Here is a 15,950-nt window from a genome sequence, read left to right as displayed (position 1 = left end):
CCCCGCCTGCAACTTTTCCAGGACGTGCTTAATGCTCAAGGCGCTGCGTTTTTTCGGCTGGCCGCTGTTGGCCGGCGTGCTTATCGCTCTGTTGATTATTCAGCGTTACCCGCAGTGGGTCGGGCTTCCGAGCCTCGACGTCAACCTGCAACAGGCCCCGCAGACCACCAGCGTGCAGCAGGGGCCGGTGTCCTATGCGGACGCGGTGACCATCGCCGCGCCTTCGGTGGTGAACCTCTACACCACCAAAGTCATCAACAAGCCGAGCCATCCGCTGTTCGAGGATCCGCAGTTCCGCCGCTTCTTCGGTGACAATTCGCCGAAGCAGAAGCGCATGGAATCGAGCCTCGGCTCCGGCGTGATCATGAGCCCGGAAGGCTACATCCTGACCAACAACCACGTCACCAGCGGCGCCGACCAGATCGTCGTGGCGCTCAAGGACGGTCGCGAAACCCTGGCCCGAGTGATCGGCAGCGATCCGGAAACCGACCTCGCGGTCCTGAAGATCGACCTGAAAACCCTGCCGTCGATCACCGTCGGCCGCTCCGACAACATCCGCATCGGCGACGTCGCACTGGCCATCGGCAACCCGTTCGGCGTCGGCCAGACCGTGACCATGGGCATCATCAGCGCCACCGGCCGCAACCAGCTGGGCCTGAACAACTACGAAGACTTCATCCAGACCGACGCGGCCATCAACCCGGGCAACTCCGGCGGCGCGCTGGTCGACGCCAACGGCAACCTCACCGGCATCAACACCGCGATTTTCTCCAAGTCCGGCGGCTCCCAGGGCATCGGTTTTGCGATCCCGGTGAAACTGGCGATGGAAGTGATGAAGTCGATCATCGAGCACGGTCAGGTGATTCGCGGCTGGCTGGGCATTGAAGTGCAACCGCTGACCCAGGAACTGGCCGAGTCGTTCGGCCTGTCCGGGCGTCCGGGGATCGTGGTGGCGGGTATTTTCCGCGATGGTCCGGCGCAGAAGGCCGGCCTGCAACTGGGTGATGTGATCCTCAGCATCGACGGCGAACCGGCCGGCGATGGCCGCAAGTCGATGAACCAGGTGGCGCGGATCAAGCCGACCGACAAGGTCACGATTCAGGTGATGCGCAATGGCAAGGAGTTGAAGCTGACGGCTGAAATCGGTCTGCGCCCACCACCGGCGCCGCTGAAAGAAAAAGAAGACTAAGGATGACTTACTGTGTGAGCGGGATCACTCGCTCATACAGCCTCATTTATTTACATCTGCTTTATTACTTCTTGCTATTAAGGACCAAGAAAATAGTTCTCTGCACCTGTCAGATCTGACAGGTTCACTCTCTGGAACATTGTCTTACGCTTGAGCCTCGACAACTTCCTGGAAGAGTGAGGCAATAATGGATATTCAAGAAGCCCTTAAAAATCTGCAAAACTCCAAGACCACTGGGGAAGTGGTTGTCAGCGTGAACGGAGGCACAGAGGTTAAATTCAAAAAGGTACATCTTCATGATTTCGGAGAAGAAAAGGGTGGCTATATAGCGGGATACACGGATACCACATCCCTGATCGCATTCGGGTATCCAGGCACCGTCAAGGATGGGCCCAATTCCGCCAAGTACGAGGATGATTTTCAGGAGCCATATCTGACCTGGAGGTTTACCGACGCAAGCGGAAAAAATTATTACGCGCAAGAAGGTACGCTAAAGATAACCTTCTCAAAACATCTTCAGATCGCTGAAGGGACTTTTGACTTCATCACTGATAATCATGACAAAGTTTCTGGAACGTTCTCCGTCACTAACATCAATTCCGCCTGACATTTGGCTACACAGTTCCCACTTGCATGGGAACTGTGTTCCTTTAGCGATTACAACTGCCCGAACCCCTCAATCAACGCCTGATTCTGCTCCGGCGTGCCGATCGAGATCCGCAGGAACTGGGCAATCCGTTCCTGCTTGAAGTGGCGCACGATAACACCCTGCTCCCGCAGCTTGGCCGCCAGCCCTGCCGCATCGTGCTGCGGATGCCGGGCGAAGATGAAGTTTGCCGCCGACGGCAGCACTTCAAAGCCCTTGGCCTGCAACTGCGCAACCACCCATTCGCGACTTTCGATGACTAATGCGCAGGTCTTGTCGAAGTACTCGCGATCTTCGAACGCCGCCGCCGCACCGACATTCGCCATGCGATCGATCGGGTAGGAGTTGAAGCTGTTCTTGATCCGCTCCAGCGCCTCGATCAGGTCTGGATGCCCGACCGCCAGACCGACCCGCAGGCCCGCCAGCGAACGGGACTTGGACAGGGTCTGGGTCACCAGCAGGTTCGGGTAACGATCCACCAGGCTGATCGCGGTTTCGCCACCGAAGTCGATATAGGCCTCGTCGACCACCACCACGGAATCCGGGTTGGCCTTGAGAATCTGCTCGACCGCTTCCAGTGCCAGCAGGCAACCGGTTGGTGCGTTCGGATTGGGGAAGATGATCCCGCCGTTCGGCTTGGCGTAGTCCGCCGGGTTGATCTGGAACTGCGCATCCAGCGGCACCGCGTCGAACGTGATGCCGTAAAGGCCGCAGTAAACCGGATAGAAGCTGTAGCTGATGTCCGGGAACAGGATCGGCTGATCGTGTTGCAGCAGACCGTGGAAGATGTGCGCCAGCACTTCGTCCGAACCGTTGCCGAGGAACACTTGATTGCTTTGTACGCCGTAGTACTTGGCGACGGCGTTTTTCAGCCGATCGCTGTTCGGATCCGGGTACAGGCGCAGGTTGTCGTTGAGTTCGGTCTGCATCGCCGCCAGGGCTTTTGGTGACGGGCCATACGGGTTTTCGTTGGTGTTGAGCTTGACCAGACGGGTCAGCTTCGGCTGCTCGCCCGGCACGTAAGGCACCAGATCCTTGACGAACGGGCTCCAGAATTTACTCATGTTCAGTTCCCCTTCACTTCGTCTTTGATGCGGTATTCGGCGCTGCGCGCGTGGGCGCTCAGCGATTCGCCACGAGCCAGGATCGATGCAGTCTTGCCAAGCTCGGAAGCGCCGGCCTCGGAGCAGAAGATGATCGACGAGCGTTTCTGGAAGTCGTACACGCCCAGCGGCGAAGAGAAACGCGCAGTGCCGGAGGTCGGCAGCACGTGGTTCGGACCCGCGCAATAGTCGCCCAGCGCTTCGGAAGTGTGGCGGCCCATGAAAATCGCGCCGGCGTGGCGGATCTGCGGCAGCCAGGCCTGCGGGTCGGCGACCGACAGCTCAAGGTGTTCCGGGGCGATGCGGTTGGCAACTTCAATGGCCTGTGCCATGTCACGCACGTGGATCAGGGCACCACGGCCGTTGATCGAGGTTTCGATGATGGTTGCGCGATCCATGGTCGGCAGCAGCTTGTCGATGCTCGCGGCGACCTTGTCGAGGAACTCTGCGTCCGGGCTGACCAGAATCGCCTGGGCGTCTTCGTCGTGCTCGGCCTGGGAGAACAGGTCCATGGCGATCCAGTCCGGATCTGTCTGGCCGTCGCACACCACGAGGATTTCCGACGGGCCGGCGATCATGTCGATGCCGACCTGACCGAACACGTGACGCTTGGCCGTGGCGACGTAGATATTGCCCGGGCCGACGACCTTGTCCACCTGCGGCACGCTTTCGGTGCCATAGGCCAATGCGGCAACGGCTTGCGCGCCACCGATGGTGAACACCCGGTCGACGCCGGCGATGCATGCCGCCGCCAGCACCAGCTCGTTGACTTCGCCGCGCGGGGTCGGCACCACCATGACCACTTCGGTCACGCCGGCGACCTTGGCCGGAATCGCGTTCATCAACACCGACGACGGGTATGACGCCTTGCCGCCCGGCACGTACAGACCGGCGCGATCCAGTGGCGTGACCTTCTGACCCAGCACCGTGCCGTCGGCTTCGGTGTAGCTCCAGGAGTCCTGCTTCTGTTTTTCGTGATAGCTGCGCACGCGGGCGGCGGCTTTTTCCAGCGCTTCGCGTTGCGGCACGGTGATGCGGGTCAGGGCCAGTTCCAGACGCTCGCGCGGCAGGATCAAGTCCGCCATCGAGGCGACTTCGAGGCCGTCGAATTTTTGGGTGAACTCGACCAGCGCCGCGTCACCGCGCTCGCGCACAGCCTTGATGATGTCCAGCACCCGCTGATTGACCGAGTCGTCAGACACACTTTCCCAGCTCAGCAGATGATCCAGATGATGCGCGAAATCCGGGTCAGCAGCGTTGAGTCGGCGAATTGCAGTCGGTGCGGTCATAGCGAGAGCCTCATAGGAATGGCAAAAACTCAGGCGCCCTAACTTAGCAGTCGTTTCCGCTTGGGCACCTGAGATTCTGGCTATGAGGCGGATAGACGGGCGCGACTTAACGTCGCGCAGGTACATCAGCCGCGGTGTCGAGACTCCACTGCCTTGCGCAGGGTGTCGATCAACGCCTGGATTCGGGCGTGTTGCATTTTCATCGAAGCTTTATTGACGACCAGACGCGAGCTGATCGTGGCGATCAGTTCCTGGGGTTCCAGGCCGTTGGCGCGCAGGGTGTTGCCGGTGTCGACCACGTCGATGATCTTGTCGGCCAGACCGATCAGCGGCGCCAGCTCCATCGAGCCGTAGAGCTTGATGATGTCGACCTGACGGCCCTGCTCGGCGTAGTAACGCTTGGCGACGTTGACGAATTTGGTGGCGACGCGCAGGCGGCCCTTGGGCTCGACCGCGCCGACCTTGCCGGCGGTCATCAGCTTGCACTGGGCAATCTGCAGATCCAGCGGCTCGTACAGGCCCTGGCCGGTGTATTCCATCAGCACGTCTTTACCGGCAACGCCGAGGTCGGCCGCGCCATGCTCGACATAGGTCGGCACGTCGGTGGCCCGCACGATCAACAGGCGAACGTCTTCCTGGGTCGTGGGGATGATCAGCTTGCGGCTCTTGTCCGGATTCTCGGTCGGCACGATGCCCGCTTCGGCGAGAAGCGGCAGGGTGTCGTCAAGGATGCGGCCCTTGGACAGTGCGATGGTCAACATGGGAAACGTCAGTCCTTATCAAGGTACTCATGTCCGGTCGCAATCGGCGCCGGACATACATCGAGGGCGTTGCCACCCCCGATCAAAACGAATTCAACGGACACTTCCCTGTGTCCAGATGCAGCGACTAGCCCGGAACGCGACGGATCCTGGCGCCCAGCATCTGCAGTTTTTCCTCGATGCACTCGTAACCACGGTCGATGTGGTAGATGCGGTCGATCAGGGTATCGCCTTCAGCCATCAGGGCCGAGATCACGAGGCTGGCCGAAGCCCGCAGGTCGGTAGCCATGACTGGCGCGCCCTTGAGGATTTCAGTACCGGTCACGATGGCCGTGTTGCCCTCGACCTGGATCTTGGCGCCCATGCGATGCAGTTCGTAGACGTGCATGAAGCGGTTTTCGAAGATCGTCTCGATCACGGCACCGGTGCCTTCGGCAATGGCGTTGAGCGAGATGAACTGCGCCTGCATGTCGGTCGGGAACGCCGGGTACGGTGCCGTGCGCACGTTGACCGCCTTCGGGCGCTTGCCGTGCATGTTCAGCTCGATCCAGTCTTCACCACAGGTGATTTCTGCGCCGGCTTCACGGAGTTTGTCCAGAACGGCTTCGAGGATGGTCGGATCGGTGTCCTTGACTTTCACGCGGCCACCGGTAACCGCAGCGGCCACCAGGTAGGTGCCGGTTTCGATACGGTCAGGCATGACCTTGTAGAAAGCCGAACCCAGACGCTCGACGCCATCAATGGTGATGGTGTCGGTGCCGGCACCGGACACCTTGGCGCCCATGGCGTTCAGGAAGTTCGCCAGGTCGACCACTTCCGGCTCACGGGCGGCGTTCTGCAACACGCTGCGGCCCTTGGCCAGAGCGGCAGCCATCATGATGTTCTCGGTACCGGTCACACTGACGGTATCGAAGAAGAAGTGCGCGCCGCGCAGGCCGCCTTCAGGGGCCTTGGCCTTGATGTAGCCGCCTTCGACGTCGATGACCGCGCCCATGGCTTCCAGGCCACGGATGTGCAGGTCGACCGGACGCGAACCGATGGCGCAACCGCCAGGCAGTGCAACTTCGGCTTCACCGAAGCGCGCAACCATCGGGCCAAGCACCAGGATCGACGCACGCATGGTTTTCACCAGTTCGTACGGAGCGATCAGGGTCTTGATGGTGCGCGGGTCGATTTCGACGCTGAGCTTCTCGTCGATCACAGGCTCGATGCCCATGCGACCGAACAGCTCGATCATGGTGGTGATGTCGTGCAGGTGCGGCAGGTTGCCAACGGTAACCGGGCCATCGCACAGCAGGGTGGCAGCCAGGATCGGCAGGGCGGAGTTCTTCGCCCCGGAGATGCGGATCTCGCCATCAAGACGAGCGCCACCGGTAATAATCAATTTATCCATAAGAATCTCGACGCCCTAGGGCTCAGGTGCGCTCGGCCCAGGCCGCGCTGCTGAAAAATTTCATAGTGACCGCGTGGATGCTGCCATCGGCGATCCAAGGGTTCAAATGGGCATAGATGCTTTGCTGACGCTTGACCGGGCTCAACGCCGCCAGTTCATCACTAATCACGTTCAGCTGAAAGTTGCAGCCTTCGCCTTCAACTTCCACCAGCGTTCCTGGCAGCTTTCCTTCAAGGAAGCTCTTCACTTCTACGGCCTGCATGCTCAACCTCAATCGGCGCCCTGTGCGCACGGGTCGGACATCATACAAAAAAGCCCCGCGCCTGCGAACCCCGCTGCGCAGGACTCTGACGGGGGGCTTCTCTATTGATGCGGGTTCAGGGTTGCGCCAACAGCTCGGTCAGTTCGCTGACCTGAGCAATTTCGCGCATGTCTTCGGGCATCCCGCGGATGCTGACCGCCTTGCCGGCGGCCTTTGCATCGCGAATGAAGCACAGCAGCAGCGACAGACCGACGCTGCTGGACTTCTCCACCGCCGAGCAATCGATCACCAATGCCGGGGCAGTGCACGACTTGATCAGCGCCCGGCCCTGCTCCCGAAGATCAGGGCCGGTGCGGTAATCCAGCACGCCGCTGAGCTGCAGCTCACTGGCTTCGTCCAGACGAATGGCCGACTCGGTCATTGGGCAGGCTTCTCGTTCTGCTCGGCCGACTGCTTGGCCTTGGCGACTTCACCGGCCCAGCCGTTGATGGTCTTGTCCAGATCGTTGCCATTGCGTTGCATCGCGTCGGCGAACTGGTCACGGAACAGCTTGCCGATGTTGATGCCGTTGATGATCACGTTGCGCAGCTTCCACTCGCCGTTGATCTTCTCCAGGGTGTACTGCACAGGGTAGATCGCGCCATTGTTGCCTTTGACGGTCATGCCGACACTGGTGCGGTCGCCCGATTCATCCTTGGGCGCATCGACAGTGATGCCCTGGTTGTTGTACTCGAGCAAGGCGTTGCCGTAGAACTGGAACAGACCGCGCTTGAAGTTTTCCTCGAAGGTCTTCATCTGCGCCGGGGTTGCCTTGCGCGAATACTTGACCGTCATGATGCTCTTGGAAATACCTTCGGCATCGACCACAGGGCCGACGATGGTGTTCAGCGCCGTATAGAAATCCTGCGGATCCTGCTTGTACTTCTCTTTATTGGCCGCCAGGTCGGCGAGCATCCGGTTCGTGGTGTCCTGAACCAGATCGTGCGCCGATTGTGCCGCCACGGCGTTAGCCACCAGCGGCAGTGCCGCAAGCAACACCAACAGGCCACGTCGCAAGGTAGAGATCATTCAAAAGCTCCTCATTTGGCGTCTTTGCTAACGGTATTGAGCAGGAATTTACCGATCAGGTCTTCCAGTACCAGAGACGACTGCGTGTCGTGGATGGTTCCACCATCCTTGAGGCGGGTGTCTTCGCCGCCCACGCTGATACCGATGTACTTCTCGCCCAGCAGCCCCGCTGTCAGGATAGATGCTGTGGAGTCGGTCGGCAGATTGTCGACGCTTTTGTCCACTTGCAGGGTTACCCGACCGGTGAAGCTGTCGCGATCCAGATCGATTGCGGTGACCTTGCCGATGGTCACGCCCGCCATGGTCACTTTGGCTCTGACCGTCAAACCGGCGATATTGTCGAAATACGCGTAAAGCTTGTAGGTATCGGTGGTCGAAGTCGGAGACAGGCCACTGACCCGCAGGGCCAGCAGCAACAAAGCCAGGATCCCTGCCAGCAGGAACAGGCCGACACCGATTTCCAGGGTGCGGTTTTGCATCAGAAATCTCCAAACATCAAAGCGGTCAGAATAAAGTCCAGGCCGAGTACTGCCAGCGAGGCGTAAACCACGGTCTTGGTGGTGGCACGGCTGATCCCCTCGGAAGTGGGTTCGCAGTCATAGCCTTGAAATACGGCGATCCAGGTGACGACAAAAGCGAACACTGCACTTTTGATGATGCCGTTGAGCACATCGTCACCGAAGCTCACGCTGTTCTGCATGTTCGACCAGTAGGAACCTTCGTAGACACCCAGCCAGTCGACGGCGACCCATGAACCGCCCCAGATGCCGACCACGCTGAAGATCATCGCCAGCACCGGCAGGGAAATGAAGCCTGCCCACAGACGCGGGGCAATGATGTATTTGAGCGGGTCGACCCCGATCATTTCCAGACTGGACAACTGTTCGGTGGATTTCATGTTGCCGATTTCCGCCGTCAGCGCCGAGCCGGCACGACCGGCAAACAACAGCGCGGTCACCACCGGTCCCAGCTCACGCAGCAGGGTCAGCGCCACCATCTGGCCGACGGCCTGTTCCGAGCCGTAACTCGACAGGATATTGAAGCCCTGCAGCGCCAGTACCATGCCGATGAAAATCCCGGACACCACGATGATCACCAGCGACATCACGCCGACGGAATGCAACTGCTTGACCAGCAGGCCAAACCCGCCGCCGATGCCGCCACGCCCGAGCAGGGCATGAAACAGGAACAGGGTCGAACGCCCGAACACTGCGACGCTGTCGATTCCGGCGAGGCCGAAACGACGCACACGCTCCATTAATGTAATTCTGCGCATCAGCGGCGCTTCCCCAGAAGATCTGCGCGGTAATCCGGCGCTGGAAAGTGATACGGCACCGGGCCGTCGGGTTCACCGGTCATGAACTGGCGGATACGCGGATCGTCCGAGCCCATCAGTTCGTCCGGCGTGCCCTGCCCCAATACCTGGCCATCACCGACCACATAGATGTAGTCAGCAATACTCGCGGTTTCGGCGAGGTCGTGGGACACCACGATGCTGGTGATGCCCAAGGCATCGTTGAGCAGCCGGATCAGGCGAACCAGCACACCCATGGCGATCGGATCCTGGCCGACGAACGGTTCGTCGTACATGAGGATCTGCGGATCGAGGGCAATGGCCCGGGCCAGGGCAACCCGGCGCTTCATGCCACCGGACAGCTCGTCAGGCATCAGCTCGATCGCACCGCGCAACCCCACTGCCTGCAATTTGAGCAGGACGATGTCACGGATCATCTCCTCCGGCAGGTCGGTATGAACACGCAGCGGGAAGGCGACGTTCTCGAACACATCGAGATCGGTGAACAGGGCGCCACTCTGAAACAGCACGCCCATGTGCTTGCGCGCATCGAACAGATCGCTGCGCGACAGCTTCGGCAGGTTCTGGCCGTTGACCCAGACCTCGCCCTTGGATGGCCGCAACTGGGCGCCCATCAGGCGCAACAGTGTGGTCTTGCCGCACCCGGAAGGCCCCATGATGCCGGTGACCTTGCCGCGCGGGATGCGGATATCGACGTTATTGAAAATGCTCCGCGCACCGCGCTTGAAGGAGACTCCCTTCAGCTCGACCGCGTAGGCGTTATCGGCACTCATCTAAACTCCTTGCGATGCAGCCTCTCACTCGGACGCCTGGCTTTCTGAGGAAAGCCCCTACATCCCGGGCAGGCCGAACTGGCGGCGAACTATATCACTGCAAAGGGCAAGCGCCCAAGGCCTGCACCGGCCCGGATCTGCGAGCTGAGGGGCTTGAAGGTATATTTGGAGCGTTTTGGTAACGAGGAATGACAAAGCACGACGAACTTGCGTGAGGCTTTTCAACATAACCGCTATAATCGCCGCCTTTTCATCGGGCTATACGATTTCTGACATGAGCCAAACCAGCGACCTGATTCAATCGGCACAACGCACCATTCGCCTCGAAGTGGAAGCCGTACAAGGCTTGTTGCCCCATATCGACGCCGATTTCGTACGCGCTTGCGAGATGATTCTGGCCAGCAAGGGCCGTGTTGTCGTGGTCGGCATGGGCAAGTCCGGGCACATCGGCAACAAGATTGCCGCGACCCTGGCCAGCACCGGCACCCCGGCGTTTTTCGTGCATCCGGCCGAGGCCAGTCACGGCGACATGGGCATGATCACTCGCGATGACGTCATTCTGGCCCTGTCGAACTCCGGTTCCACCAACGAAATCGTCACTCTGCTGCCACTGATCAAGCGCCTGGGCATTCAGCTGATCAGCGTCACCGGCAACCCGCAATCGCCGCTGGCCAAGGCCGCCGAGGTCAACCTCAACGTTCACGTCGAGCACGAAGCCTGCCCGCTGAACCTGGCGCCGACCTCCTCGACCACCGCCGCACTGGTCATGGGCGACGCCCTGGCCGTGGCGCTGCTGGAAGCGCGCGGCTTCACTGCCGAAGACTTCGCCTTTTCCCACCCCGGCGGCGCACTGGGCCGACGCCTGCTGCTGAAAGTGGAAAACGTCATGCACGCCGGCCAGGAACTGCCGCAGGTACAGCGCGGCACCCTGCTCAAGGACGCGTTGATGGAAATGACCCGCAAGGGCCTGGGCATGACCGTCATCCTGGAAACCGACGGCAAGCTGGCCGGGATCTTCACTGACGGCGACCTCCGTCGCACCCTGGATCGCAGCATTGATATCCACAGCGCCACCATCGACCAGGTGATGACCGTGCACGGCAAGACCGCCCGCGCCGAGATGCTTGCCGCCGAAGCCCTGAAAATCATGGAAGACCACCGAATCAACGCGCTGGTTGTCGTGGATGAAGAGGATCGCCCGATCGGCGCCTTCAACCTCTCCGACCTGCTGCGCGCAGGAGTGATGTAAATGAGCAACGATCTGCTGCAACGCGGCAAGGCCATCAAACTGGCGGTTTTCGACGTCGACGGTGTCCTCACCGACGGGCGCCTGTACTTCCTTGAAGACGGCAGCGAGTTCAAGACTTTCAATACACTGGATGGCCAGGGCATCAAGATGCTGATGAACGCCGGCGTACAGACCGCCATCATCAGCGGTCGCAAGACTCCGGTGGTCGAGCGTCGGGCGAAGAACCTGGGGATCCCGCACCTGTTTCAGGGCCGTGAAGACAAACTGGTCGTTCTCGACGGTCTTCTGGAGCAACTGGGCCTAAGCTATGAACAAGTGGCTTACCTCGGCGACGACCTGCCGGATCTGCCGGTGATCCGCCGTGTAGGCCTGGGCATGGCCGTGGCCAACGCCGCACCTTTTGTTCGCGAACACGCTCATGGCGTCACCCAGGCTCGTGGCGGCGAAGGTGCCGCCCGCGAATTCTGCGAACTGATCCTGCGCGCCCAAGGCAGCCTCGACGCCGCCAACAATGCGTATCTGTGAGTCCAACCATGTTTAGCAAAAAGTTTCGCAACATCCTGCTGTTCGGTTGCATCGCGGCGATTTTCGGTGCGGTCGGCTACTGGAACATCAGCCCGGAACGCTTCCTCGACAAACCGCCGGTTTCGGCAGAGGAAAGCCCGATCGACTGGTACGCGACCAATACGCACACGATCCAGTACCTCGAAGACGGCAAAGTGCAGTACGAAATGACGTCCGACAAGGCCGAGCACGTCAAGGCAACCGACATTACACTGGTCACCAAGCCTGATCTGAACATGTTCCGTGGCACCGACTTCCCGTGGCACGTGACCAGCGAACGCGGTGAAGTGAACTCCGGTGGCACCGAGGTCGAGCTGATCGACTCCGTTCGGGTCAAGCGCACCGACGAAAAGAACCGCGACACCCTGATTACCAGCACACGCATGACCGTGTTCCCTCAGCAGCAATATGCGCAGACCCAGCAACCCGTTAGAATCGACGGCGCTGGCGGTGTATCGACTGGCGTAGGAATGAAAGCGTATTTGAAGGAAAGCAGGATACACCTGCTATCGAACGTAAGAGGACAGTATGAGGCTCGTTAAAACCCTCCCTATTTTGCTCAGTCTGGGCGCAGCACTGGGAAGCGTGAGCGCCTGGGCTCTGCCGAACGATCAAGAGCAGCCAATCCGCATTCAGGCCGACGATGCCCAACTGGACGACAAGAACGGCGTTGCCACCTACAAAGGCGACGTGATCATCACCCAGGGTTCGATGATCGTCAAAGGCAACACCGTGACCATGACCCGTGCGCCTAACGGCGACATCGACGTCGTGACCTCGGTCGGCAACCTCGCCTACTTCGAACAGTTGCAGACTGCCGGTGATGCCAAACCCGTCCAGGGCTGGGGCGTGACCATTCAGTACCACGCTGCGCAGAATCGCGTCGTGCTGATCGACAAGGCCAAAGTAGTCGACAAGGACAACAACACCACTCAGGGCGAAAAAATCGTCTATGACACGGTGAAGAAACTGGCCAGCGCCGGTCGAGCCACTGGCAGCAAGGTCACCGAAGCGCGTCCGCGCATCGACATGGTGATCCAGCCGAAGAAGAAAACCGACGAGAAAACCCAGTAATGGCAACTCTGAAAGCTCAGCACCTGGCCAAGGCCTATAAAAGCCGTCAGGTCGTGCGTGACGTCAGCCTGTCGATCGACAGCGGCCAGATCGTCGGCCTCCTCGGCCCGAACGGCGCCGGCAAGACCACGTGTTTCTACATGATCGTCGGCCTGGTTCAGGCCGATCAGGGTCGGGTACTGATCGACGACCTGGACGTCAGTCACCAGCCAATGCACGGTCGTGCAAAGGCCGGTATCGGCTATCTGCCGCAAGAAGCGTCGATCTTCCGCAAACTGTCGGTGGCCGACAACATCATGGCCATCCTCGAGACCCGTCAGGAGCTCGACAAGGCAGGTCGTCGCAAGGAACTGGAAAGCCTGCTGCAGGAATTCCACATCAGCCACATCCGCGACAACCTCGGCATGAGCCTGTCCGGTGGTGAGCGCCGCCGGGTAGAAATCGCCCGCGCACTGGCCACGGCACCGAAATTCATCCTGCTCGACGAACCGTTCGCCGGTGTCGACCCGATCTCGGTCGGCGACATCAAGCAGATCATCCATCACCTCAAGGCCAAGGGGATCGGCGTACTGATCACCGACCACAACGTCCGTGAGACGCTGGATATCTGCGAAACCGCCTATATCGTCAACGACGGCCAGTTGATCGCCGAAGGCGACTCCGCGACCATCCTCGCCAACGATCTGGTGAAGGAAGTCTATCTGGGTCACGAGTTCCGCCTGTAAGCGCGACAGCATCCGACCAGTCGTCCGGGTGCTGTAACGTTGAAACGCCTTTTTATACGCTTTTATTGTTACAGCGCTCTAGGCAAACACGACAGTTTCAGGCATATAATTTGCTTAAGTTTGGCGCTCCGGCGCCCTGTAGTGGATGGCGCATAGCGCCGGCGAATAAGGTGTTAAGCCCCTGCCATGAAACCATCGCTAGTCTTGAGAATGGGCCAGCAGCTGACGATGACACCGCAGCTGCAACAGGCCATCCGCCTGCTCCAATTGTCGACCCTGGATCTGCAACAGGAAATCCAGGAGGCTCTGGAATCCAATCCGATGCTCGAACGCCAGGAGGACGGAGACGACTTCGACAACTCCGACCCCATGGCCGACAACGCCGAACAGAAGCCCAACACCGAGATCCAGGAACCCTCCTATCAGGAGACCGCGCCGACAGTCGATAACCTCGAAGACGGCGAATGGAACGAGCGAATCCCCAACGAATTGCCGGTAGACACCGCCTGGGAAGACGTCTACCAGACCAGCGCCAGCAGCCTGCCAAGCAGCGACGATGATGAGTGGGACTTCACCACCCGCACCTCCGCCGGCGAGAGCCTGCAAAGCCACCTGCTGTGGCAGTTGAACCTGGCACCGATGTCCGACACCGATCGCCTGATCGCCGTCACCCTGATCGATTGCATCAACAATCAGGGCTATCTGGACGAAACCCTCGAAGAAATCCTCGACGCCTTTGATCCGGAACTCGACATCGAGCTGGACGAGATCGAAGCCGTCCTGCACCGCATCCAGCAGTTCGAACCGGCCGGCATCGGCGCACGTAACCTGGGCGAATGCCTGCTGCTGCAATTGCGCCAGCTGTCGGCCAAGACCCCTTGGCTGGCCGAAGCCAAGCGCCTGGTCACCGATTACATCGACTTGCTCGGCAGCCGCGACTACAGCCAGTTGATGCGGCGCATGAAGCTCAAGGAAGACGAGCTGCGGCAGGTCATCGAACTGGTGCAGAGCCTGAACCCGCGCCCCGGTTCGCAGATCGAATCCACCGAAGCCGAGTACGTGGTGCCTGACGTCATCGTGCGCAAGGACAACGAGCGCTGGCTGGTCGAGCTGAATCAGGAGTCGGTGCCGCGCCTGCGGGTCAACGCCCAGTACGCCGGTTTCGTGCGCCGCGCCGACACCAGCGCCGACAACACCTTCATGCGCAATCAGTTGCAGGAAGCCCGCTGGTTCATCAAGAGCCTGCAGAGCCGCAACGAAACTCTGATGAAAGTGGCCACCCAGATCGTCGAGCACCAGCGCGGGTTTCTGGAGTACGGCGACGAAGCCATGAAGCCGCTGGTCCTGCACGACATTGCAGAAGCGGTTGGCATGCACGAGTCGACGATTTCCCGCGTAACCACGCAAAAATTCATGCATACCCCACGGGGCATATATGAACTGAAATACTTTTTCTCCAGCCACGTCAGTACCTCCGAAGGCGGCGAATGCTCGTCCACGGCGATCCGCGCGATCATCAAAAAACTGGTTGCCGCGGAAAATCAGAAAAAGCCGTTGAGTGACAGCAAGATCGCTGGTTTACTGGAGGCACAAGGCATTCAGGTGGCTCGCCGCACCGTCGCCAAGTACCGCGAATCCCTCGGAATCGCGCCTTCGAGCGAACGCAAGCGGTTGATGTAAGCCACGTTACAGCGTTCCAGTGGCAGGCTCTTCGGCCTGCCGCTTTATGCACTGGCAACGAAGGAGAAGCTGTATGCAAGTCAACATCAGTGGACACCAACTGGAAGTTACCCAGCCTCTGCGCGAGTACATCGAGCTCAAGCTCAAGAAGCTCGAAGGGCATTTCGACAAGATCACCAACGTGCAAGTCACGATGTGCGTCGAAAAACTGAAGCAGAAAATCGAAGCCACGCTGCATATTCCCGGCAATGAGGTCGTCGCAAACGCGGAACATACCGATATGTACGCTGCGATCGACGCGCTGACCGACAAGCTTGATAAACAACTCAAAAAGCATAAGGAAAAGACCCAGAGCCTGCTTCAGGGCGCTACCGGTCGATAACCCCCACCCCCATGATCCGACTTGAAAGTATCCTGACCCCCGGCCGTTCCCTGGTGAACGTGCCGGGCGGCAGTAAAAAGAAAGCCCTGGAACAAATTGCCAACCTGATCGCCCGGGAAGTCCCGGATCTGGAGATGCAAGATGTCTTCGAGGCATTGATTGCCCGTGAAAAACTGGGTTCCACCGGTTTTGGCAACGGCATCGCCATTCCCCACTGCCGCCTCAAGGGCTGCGAAGCGCCGATCAGTGCGCTGATGCACCTTGATGCCCCTATCGATTTCGACGCTATCGACGGCGCGCCCGTGGACCTGCTGTTCGTCCTGCTGGTGCCGGAAGCCGCCACCGATGCGCACCTGGAGCTGTTACGCCAGATCGCCAGCATGCTCGACCGCAAGGACGTGCGCGACAGACTGCGCAGCGCGCCAAGCAACGAAGCCTTGTACCAGGTTGTACTGGAAGAGCAGAACAGGCCGTAAC

20 protein-coding genes are annotated in these 15,950 nt (G+C 59.8%); 10 read left to right on the top strand and 10 right to left on the bottom strand.

Annotation, left to right across the window (positions count from 1 at the left end; translation table 11 throughout):
- Positions 1–31: 31 nt before the first annotated feature.
- Positions 32–1,189, top strand: coding sequence for a Do family serine endopeptidase AlgW (algW, locus tag CAF76_RS15035; RefSeq protein WP_085647696.1), 1,158 nt, complete (start codon positions 32–34; stop codon positions 1,187–1,189).
- 187 nt (positions 1,190–1,376) lie between these two features.
- On the top strand, positions 1,377–1,796 hold the full coding sequence (locus CAF76_RS15030; protein ID WP_085647695.1) for a hypothetical protein: 420 nt from the start codon (positions 1,377–1,379) through the stop codon (positions 1,794–1,796).
- A gap of 50 nt (positions 1,797–1,846) precedes the next feature.
- On the opposite strand, the gene hisC is transcribed toward CAF76_RS15030, so the two are convergent.
- The 10 genes from hisC to CAF76_RS14980 all read right to left on the bottom strand — a co-directional run bounded on the left by hisC (position 1,847) and on the right by CAF76_RS14980 (position 9,799).
- Complete coding sequence (gene hisC, locus CAF76_RS15025; protein WP_085647694.1) at positions 1,847–2,899, bottom strand: histidinol-phosphate transaminase; 1,053 nt, start codon at positions 2,897–2,899, stop codon at positions 1,847–1,849.
- A 2-nt stretch (positions 2,900–2,901) separates the two neighbouring features.
- Positions 2,902–4,227 carry a histidinol dehydrogenase gene (gene hisD / locus CAF76_RS15020; RefSeq protein ID WP_007953552.1) on the bottom strand — a complete coding sequence of 442 codons (1,326 nt, stop codon included), beginning with the start codon at positions 4,225–4,227 and terminating at the stop codon, positions 2,902–2,904.
- A gap of 125 nt (positions 4,228–4,352) precedes the next feature.
- The gene (hisG, locus tag CAF76_RS15015; protein ID WP_007953554.1) at positions 4,353–4,988 is read right to left on the bottom strand and encodes an ATP phosphoribosyltransferase; all 636 of its coding nucleotides are present in this window, start codon (positions 4,986–4,988) and stop codon (positions 4,353–4,355) included.
- A 127-nt stretch (positions 4,989–5,115) separates the two neighbouring features.
- Positions 5,116–6,381 carry a UDP-N-acetylglucosamine 1-carboxyvinyltransferase gene (gene murA, locus CAF76_RS15010; RefSeq protein ID WP_064593402.1) on the bottom strand — a complete coding sequence of 422 codons (1,266 nt, stop codon included), beginning with the start codon at positions 6,379–6,381 and terminating at the stop codon, positions 5,116–5,118.
- A 22-nt stretch (positions 6,382–6,403) separates the two neighbouring features.
- Complete coding sequence (locus CAF76_RS15005; protein WP_039769303.1) at positions 6,404–6,643, bottom strand: BolA family protein; 240 nt, start codon at positions 6,641–6,643, stop codon at positions 6,404–6,406.
- Positions 6,644–6,758: 115 nt separating this feature from the next.
- Positions 6,759–7,064: a lipid asymmetry maintenance protein MlaB gene (locus CAF76_RS15000; RefSeq protein WP_039769302.1), complete on the bottom strand. Its 306-nt coding sequence runs from the start codon at positions 7,062–7,064 to the stop codon at positions 6,759–6,761.
- Positions 7,061–7,711 (bottom strand): phospholipid-binding protein MlaC, encoded by a 651-nt coding sequence (locus tag CAF76_RS14995; protein WP_039769300.1) that lies wholly within the window; start codon positions 7,709–7,711, stop codon positions 7,061–7,063. The genes CAF76_RS15000 and CAF76_RS14995 overlap by 4 nt, the downstream gene beginning before the upstream one ends.
- A gap of 11 nt (positions 7,712–7,722) precedes the next feature.
- Positions 7,723–8,190, bottom strand: coding sequence for an outer membrane lipid asymmetry maintenance protein MlaD (gene mlaD / locus CAF76_RS14990; protein WP_007953559.1), 468 nt, complete (start codon positions 8,188–8,190; stop codon positions 7,723–7,725).
- A complete protein-coding gene (gene mlaE / locus CAF76_RS14985; RefSeq protein WP_007953561.1) occupies positions 8,190–8,987 on the bottom strand; it encodes a lipid asymmetry maintenance ABC transporter permease subunit MlaE in 798 nt (265 codons plus the stop codon). Before mlaE ends, mlaD begins: the two co-directional genes overlap by 1 nt.
- Entirely contained in the window at positions 8,987–9,799 is an 813-nt protein-coding gene (locus tag CAF76_RS14980; RefSeq protein WP_064593401.1) for an ATP-binding cassette domain-containing protein, read from the bottom strand. Before CAF76_RS14980 ends, mlaE begins: the two co-directional genes overlap by 1 nt.
- Positions 9,800–10,073: 274 nt before the next feature.
- Between CAF76_RS14980 and CAF76_RS14975 the strand changes: the two genes are divergently transcribed.
- From CAF76_RS14975 to ptsN, 8 genes are all read left to right on the top strand, one after another.
- Complete coding sequence (locus tag CAF76_RS14975; RefSeq protein WP_064593399.1) at positions 10,074–11,048, top strand: KpsF/GutQ family sugar-phosphate isomerase; 975 nt, start codon at positions 10,074–10,076, stop codon at positions 11,046–11,048.
- A complete protein-coding gene (locus CAF76_RS14970) occupies positions 11,049–11,573 on the top strand; it encodes an HAD family hydrolase (RefSeq protein WP_085611339.1) in 525 nt (174 codons plus the stop codon). It abuts the gene before it with no gap.
- Positions 11,574–11,581: 8 nt separating this feature from the next.
- A complete protein-coding gene (gene lptC / locus CAF76_RS14965; RefSeq protein ID WP_007953568.1) occupies positions 11,582–12,154 on the top strand; it encodes an LPS export ABC transporter periplasmic protein LptC in 573 nt (190 codons plus the stop codon).
- Positions 12,141–12,686, top strand: coding sequence for a lipopolysaccharide transport periplasmic protein LptA (gene lptA, locus CAF76_RS14960; protein ID WP_085647693.1), 546 nt, complete (start codon positions 12,141–12,143; stop codon positions 12,684–12,686). Before lptC ends, lptA begins: the two co-directional genes overlap by 14 nt.
- Complete coding sequence (lptB, locus tag CAF76_RS14955; protein ID WP_007953572.1) at positions 12,686–13,411, top strand: LPS export ABC transporter ATP-binding protein; 726 nt, start codon at positions 12,686–12,688, stop codon at positions 13,409–13,411. The genes lptA and lptB overlap by 1 nt, the downstream gene beginning before the upstream one ends.
- Positions 13,412–13,597: 186 nt before the next feature.
- On the top strand, positions 13,598–15,091 hold the full coding sequence (locus tag CAF76_RS14950; protein WP_011332472.1) for an RNA polymerase factor sigma-54: 1,494 nt from the start codon (positions 13,598–13,600) through the stop codon (positions 15,089–15,091).
- A 73-nt stretch (positions 15,092–15,164) separates the two neighbouring features.
- The gene (hpf, locus tag CAF76_RS14945) at positions 15,165–15,473 is read left to right on the top strand and encodes a ribosome hibernation-promoting factor, HPF/YfiA family (protein WP_011332471.1); all 309 of its coding nucleotides are present in this window, start codon (positions 15,165–15,167) and stop codon (positions 15,471–15,473) included.
- Positions 15,474–15,484: 11 nt separating this feature from the next.
- On the top strand, positions 15,485–15,949 hold the full coding sequence (gene ptsN / locus CAF76_RS14940) for a PTS IIA-like nitrogen regulatory protein PtsN (protein ID WP_007953580.1): 465 nt from the start codon (positions 15,485–15,487) through the stop codon (positions 15,947–15,949).
- Position 15,950 lies beyond the last annotated feature (1 nt).

Origin of the sequence: Pseudomonas sp. B40(2017), assembly GCF_002112855.1 — a bacterium.
Taxonomy (GTDB): domain Bacteria; phylum Pseudomonadota; class Gammaproteobacteria; order Pseudomonadales; family Pseudomonadaceae; genus Aquipseudomonas; species Aquipseudomonas pharyngis.
Note: the sequence above shows the minus strand (reverse complement) of the source record. Positions and strands in the feature narration are given on the sequence as shown.